The sequence below is a fragment of the Micromonospora sp. WMMD737 genome (assembly GCF_049179055.1).
In the GTDB taxonomy this organism is placed as follows: domain Bacteria; phylum Actinomycetota; class Actinomycetes; order Mycobacteriales; family Micromonosporaceae; genus Micromonospora; species Micromonospora reichwaldensis.
Genome location: NZ_JBMHMH010000050.1, coordinates 1 through 5,862 on the forward strand (window position 1 = coordinate 1; position 5,862 = coordinate 5,862).

General features: G+C 69.2%; 5 protein-coding genes and 1 pseudogene. All 6 read right to left on the bottom strand.

What is annotated here, in order from left to right:
• Positions 1-892, bottom strand: a pseudogene (locus ACN27A_RS34510) (glutamate synthase subunit alpha); the annotation flags it as partial.
• Between the two features lie 83 nt (positions 893-975).
• Positions 976-1,320: a DUF2752 domain-containing protein gene (locus ACN27A_RS34515; protein ID WP_421459235.1), complete on the bottom strand. Its 345-nt coding sequence runs from the start codon at positions 1,318-1,320 to the stop codon at positions 976-978.
• 58 nt (positions 1,321-1,378) lie between these two features.
• The gene (locus ACN27A_RS34520) at positions 1,379-1,807 is read right to left on the bottom strand and encodes a TM2 domain-containing protein (protein WP_421459237.1); all 429 of its coding nucleotides are present in this window, start codon (positions 1,805-1,807) and stop codon (positions 1,379-1,381) included.
• Between the two features lie 29 nt (positions 1,808-1,836).
• On the bottom strand, positions 1,837-3,267 hold the full coding sequence (locus ACN27A_RS34525; protein WP_421459240.1) for an HNH endonuclease signature motif containing protein: 1,431 nt from the start codon (positions 3,265-3,267) through the stop codon (positions 1,837-1,839).
• Between the two features lie 67 nt (positions 3,268-3,334).
• The gene (gene lgt, locus ACN27A_RS34530; RefSeq protein WP_421459242.1) at positions 3,335-5,158 is read right to left on the bottom strand and encodes a prolipoprotein diacylglyceryl transferase; all 1,824 of its coding nucleotides are present in this window, start codon (positions 5,156-5,158) and stop codon (positions 3,335-3,337) included.
• A partial coding sequence (trpA, locus tag ACN27A_RS34535; RefSeq protein WP_421459244.1) for a tryptophan synthase subunit alpha occupies positions 5,155-5,862 on the bottom strand: 708 nt, incomplete at its 5' end. The genes trpA and lgt, both read right to left, overlap by 4 nt.

The window sequence follows — 5,862 nt, forward strand, 5'->3', positions numbered from 1 at the left end:
ACGCCGAGTCGGAGGCCCCCGCCGTGCAGATCGGCGAGAGCCTGCTGAGGTCGCCCGGGATCTTGGCACTGGCCAACATGGCCTCGCGGGCCCGCATGCGGTTGCGGTTGCCGCGCACGGTGTTGATCTCTCCGTTGTGAGCGACGAACCGGAACGGGTGCGCCAGCGGCCAGGACGGAAAGGTGTTGGTGGAGAACCTGCTGTGCACGATGGCGATGGCGCTCTTGCAGCGTTCGTCGCGAAGGTCCGGAAAGTATTGCGGCAGCTGCATTGTGGTGAGCATGCCTTTGTAGACCATGGTCCGGCTGGACAGCGACGGGAAGTAGGCGCCGCTATGCTCGGCACGCTTGCGCAGCGGATACACGCGGCGGTCGAGATCTATCCCACTGGGCCGGGTTCCGTTGTATTCCGGTGCGGCCACGAACAGCTGTGACATGTAGGGCATGCAGCCCAGCGCCGTCTCGCCGACCTCGGCACCGTCGGCGTCGACCGGCACCTCGCGCCAGCCCAGGATGTCGAGACCTTCCTTGGCGGCGATTGCTTCGACGGTCTCGCAGACGGCCGCCCGCTCGGCGGGGTCCTGCGGCAGGAAGCAGATGCCCGCGGCGAAGGTGTTGGCGCCGTCTTCGGAGGGCGCGGGCAGCGGAAAGTCGACGACGTCGGCGAGCAGCTCCACCGGCAGTTGGATGAGGATCCCAGCGCCGTCACCGCTGTTGGGTTCGGCGCCTGCGGCCCCTCGATGCTCGAGGTGCTCGAGTGCCGTCAGCCCGTCGGCGACGATCGAGTGCGAGCGTCGGCCCTGGATGTCGGTGACCATGGCGACACCGCAGGAGTCCGCTTCGTTCTCCGGGTCGTACAAGCCTTGGGGTTCGGGCAGTGCCGAAAACAGCATGAAAGGCGCACCTCCGCGGTCCTGAGATCAAGATCAGGGACTGCGCCGGCCCGTCGGTCGAGTGTATCAGCGGGCGGGGCTGCTCACCCGTCGAGAATGGTCGGGACCAGCGGGAATCCAGGCAGATTGCGGGCTACGGTCCACACCACCGCAGCGGTGATCACGACCACGAACACCGGGGTGTTCGCGGTGGGTTTCCCTTGGAACCGGCGCAGCAGCATCCACGCTAACAGCAGCGGAAGTCCGATGAGAACGAACGGATTGTCGACGAATGCCGCGGCCAGATCGCCGTGCAGCAGGTCGTGCGTCATGCGCAGCCCACCGCAGGCCGGACAGAGGCACCCGGTCATCGTCAGGAACGGGCACGGCGGAAAAACGAATCCCGGGCTGTGCGGATTACCGAGGCCGACGTAGGCCAGCGCGCCCACCGATGCCGCCCCCGTGCCGGCTACGGCTAGGGAACGCTTGGCGGTGCAGGTGGGCAGGCTAGGTGCCATCGCGCAGCGGGCGTCCGTAGGGGTCGCGCACCTTGTCGGTGAGGATCAGGACGGCGTCGATGATCCCCCAGATGACGGCGCCGAGGCCGCAGGTGATGAGGCCGACGATGAGCTGGATGACGCCCAGCTTCGTGTCACCGAGGTAGATGCGGCCGATGCCGACGAGGCCGAAGAGCCCGATGAGCTGGAGCAGCCCCGCGACCACCTTGGATTTCTCCGAGAACGGTTCACCGGTCACCGGATGGCGGCCGTAGGGCGCCGTCGGATCCGTGTAACCCGGCGGGTAAGGACCCGCCGGCGGCGGATAGCCCCACGGCGGGGGCGGATAGCCGGATTGCGACGGCTGCGGATAGCCGGACTGCGGCGGCGGAGGCGGGTACGAGTTCCCCTCATTGCCGGTGAAATGGGGCTCGGTCATGCCACAAGGATGCCAGAGCCGAGCCACACTCAGAAGGGTGGCGGTTCGTAGGTTGCTGCGAGCCAGGCTTGGTGGTCGCGTTCGGCTTGGGCGTTGAGTTCCAGGCGCGCGCGGCGTTCGCGGTTGATGCGGGCGCGGCGGTCGTGTTCGCGGGTGGTGGTGCGGCGGGGCATCATCGCGCTGCGGTGTGGTGGCTGATCGGCGGCCACGGGCGGTGTCAGCGGGGCGGTGGGGGTGGCCAGGGCCGCGAACAGCGCTGCGCCGTGCGCCTCGGAGGTGTAGGTGTGGCCGGTGGGCGCGGTGAACACGATGGTGCCGTCGGGGCGTTGCTGATCGGTCCAGCCGCGCGGCCCGGTGTAGAAGGTTTTGATCAGATGGTGGGTGCGGCAGTAGTGCTTGAGGCTCGAGGCGTGGGTGGCCCCGGCCGGCCAGGGCACGGTGTGGTCGATATCGCAGTCGGCGACCGGGGCGTCGCAGCCCGGCCAGCGACAGGTCAGATCCCGCCAGCGCAGGAAATCGGCCAACCCGGCCGAGGGGCGGTAGCCCGGCTCCGGTGCCGCGCCGGGCAGCCGCACCGGGGTGAGCCTGGCCGTCGCGGCGGCCTGGCGCACCGGCTCGGCGGGCAGCACCCCGAAGCCGGGCAGATAGCCCGGACTCGCGCCGGTTCCCTCGACGGTGCCCTGTTCGGCCAGCAGATGGACCACGATCTGGGCCGCGCTGTCACTGACCGCACGGGCCGGGCAGTCCGGATCGGGACACTGGCAGGCCAGCGAGGCCTCCCAGCGGCCCATCGCCCCGCAGGCATCGGCGCGGCGTTGGGCGGTGGTGCGCGGATCGTCGGGGCACACGGTGGCCGCGATCGCGGTGAGCCGCGCCTCGAAGGCCGCGGCGTCGAGCGCCCCGAGCGCCCCACCGAGTAGCGCCATCCCCGCGGCGGTGGGGTGGGCATCGACATCGACGTAGCGGTTCTCGGCCACCGCCGGCGGCACGCGTTGTCCGGCCGGATCGAAACTGGCGACCCAGCGGTCCAGCCGGTCACGCAGCTTGGTCTCCGAGAGCCGGTTCCACCGCCCGATCCGGGCCGCCAGCGCCGCATCCAGCTCCCCGACGATCTCGTCTTCGACGTTGTCGGTCCGCGCGATCACCAGACGCAACACCCGGTAATCGATGTCCCCGGCGGCGAACACCTGCGCCACCCGGGGCAGGCGCTCGAACAACGACACCGCCATCCGCACCTGCGAACCCGCCCGCGAGCGGCTGATGTTCTGCGCAGCCGACACCTCGGCGGCAACCGCCTCGAACACATCGGTGGCCCAGAACTGGGCCTCCTCGTAGTCACGACACCGCTGGGCATACAACCGCGACACCGCACCCAACCGCGCCGCGATCGCCGCCGACTCCGCACGCACCGACGAAGCCATCTCCTCGATACACCCCACCGCCCCATCAGTGCCGAACATGTGTTCGATACTGCCAGAAGGGTCCGACAAGTTCAGCCGTCGGATTGGGCCCGCTATGGGTTACCGTTCAGCGGTTGCGGCGCCGCCTGAGCCACTGGCGAACTCTGCCACCGGGCTCGGAATCGTCTTTCGGGGAATGCTTTTCCGTATCTCGGGACGTCTGCTCATTTTTGGCGTCGGAGTCATCGCCTGCCGTGCGGTCGGGCTCCTCCGCGACCTGCTCAGCGAGCTCACCGGCCTCGACCTCACCAGCAACAGCCTCGTCATGAACAACCGGGGCATCCTCAGCAGCCGCAGCCACCTCACCACCGTCCACCGACCCCAACCCAGCCTCAGGCTCGGACTCACCGGCTTCAGCATCCTCACCGGCGGCGCTGCCGGACTCCCCCTCAACCTGCTCAGCCAACTCACCGGCCTCAACCTCACCGGCAACAGCCTCATCATGAACAACCGGGGCATCCTCAGCAGCCGCCGCCACCTCACCACCGTCCACCGACCCCAACCCAGCCTCAGGCTCGGATTCGGTGTCGCCCGCCTCGGGCGCCTCGACGGGGGTGGTCCCCTCCCAGTGCCCTGCCATCGCATCTGCCGCCAGCTCGAGTTGCTCGGCCAGTTCCGCGTCGGCCTCCGCGTCGAACGGCGGTATCCGACGAGCGGGCTTGGCAGCCTCAGACTCCTCAGCCGCTTCGGCGACGGACCCGCGGACGTCCGGAGCCTGCTGGGCCCCAGCAGCCAGCTCCTCCGGCTGCGGCGCACCAAGCCGCACCGCAGCCTCGGCAGCCATCGCCTCGGCGGCCTGCTCGAGCTGAGCGGCGAGTTCGGCGTCCGGATCCTGTTCGGCCGGCTCCCCCGCCTCGTCGCCGACGACCGCGGGCTCGGGACCCGACTCAGGTTCCGGCTCGGCTGTGCCGGCTTCCGCTGGTGGCGGCGGGGACTCCGTCTCGACCGCCTTGGCTGCGGCGACAACGCCCGCGCCGGAGGCCACGGCCACCTGCTTGACGGCCTCTTCGACGGCGGGCTCCCCGGCTGCCGCGCCACGCAGAGTCTCCGGGGCCTCCCGCCCCTTCGGTGCGGCCATGATGTAGACGACGGCACCGATGAACACGAACGTCGCGGTGAACGAGTTGATCCGAATGCCGGCCAGCAGTTGGGCTTCGTCGCTGCGCATCAGCTCGATCCAGAACCTGCCCAGGCAGTACCCGGCGACGTACATCGCGAACAGTCGCCCGTGCCCGATCCGCCACCGGCGATCGATGTAGATCAGCGCGGCGAAGACCAGCAGATTCCAGAGCAGCTCGTAGAGAAATGTCGGGTGGACGATCGCCTGCAGCTGCCCTGTCGACACCCCGTTCAGGTTGTCCAGCGCACCGGCGGCGTTGCGCCGCTCATAGATCTCCAGCCCCCACGGCACCGTGGTCTCACGGCCGTAGAGCTCCTGGTTGAAATAGTTGCCGAGCCGCCCGATGGCCTGCGCGAGAATGATTCCCGGCGCGATGGCGTCACCGAACGCCGGCAACGGGATACCGCGGCGCCGGCACGCGATCCACGCACCGATGCCTCCCAGCGCGACCGCGCCCCAGATACCGAGCCCGCCGTCCCAGATGCGCAGCGCGCCGATGAAGCCGGCGCCGTCCTCGCCGAAGTACTTCCGCCAGTCGGTCATGACGTGGTAGAGCCGCCCACCGACCAGCCCGAACGGAACGGCCCACAGGACGACGTCGTAGATGACGCCTGGTTCCCCGCCCCGGGCGATCCACCGCCGGTCACCGATCAGCAAGGCGGCGATGATGCCGGTGATGATGAACAGGGCGTAAGCGCGGATCGGCAACGGTCCGAGCTGCCAGACACCTTGGGCGGGACTCGGGATGTACGCGAGAACCGTCGTCGTCACGCAGGGATCCTCTGCCGCACGCCCTCGGCGAGCTCCACGGTCAGAGCCCGCATCTCCGGAATGCCCACCTTGAGCGCGGACACCAATGCCGACCCGACGATGACTCCGTCGGCGTAGGCCCCGATCTCGGCCGCCTGCTCGCGGGACCGCACACCCAGACCGACCCCCACCGGGATGTCGGACACTTCTTTGACCCTGCGAACCAGCTCGGGTGCCATGTTCGAGACGGCGTCACGTGCCCCGGTCACACCCATCGTCGAGGCCGCGTAGACGAACCCGCGGGTGGCCTGCACGGTCTCGGCCAGACGTTCGTGCGTCGACGAGGGCGCCACCAGGAAAATGCGGTCCAGGTCGTGCTCATCGGATGCGGCCAGCCACTCGTCGGCCTCATCGGGGATCAGATCCGGGGTGATCATGCCAAGCCCGCCCGCCGAGGCCAGATCGCGGGCGAAGGTGTCGACCCCCTTGCGCAGCACCGGGTTCCAGTAGGTCATGACAACCGCACGTCCGCCGGCGTTGCTGATCGCCTCGACGGCCCGTAACGCGTCATGAACGCGTACACCCCCGCGCAACGCCACCTCGGTGGCGGCCGCGATCGTCGGACCGTCCATGCCGGGATCGGAGTAGGCGATGCCGACCTCGATCACATCGCAGCCGGACTCGACCAGCGCGGTCATCGCCGAAATGGAGGTCTCGACGTCGGG

Bases quoted from the DNA above. Each gene is read 5' to 3' on its own strand.
- ACN27A_RS34520 (WP_421459237.1), bottom strand. From the start codon at position 1,807: ATGACCGAGCCCCATTTCACCGGCAATGAGGGGAACTCGTACCCGCCT.
- ACN27A_RS34525 (WP_421459240.1), bottom strand. From the start codon at position 3,267: ATGTTCGGCACTGATGGGGCGGTGGGGTGTATCGAGGAGATGGCTTCG.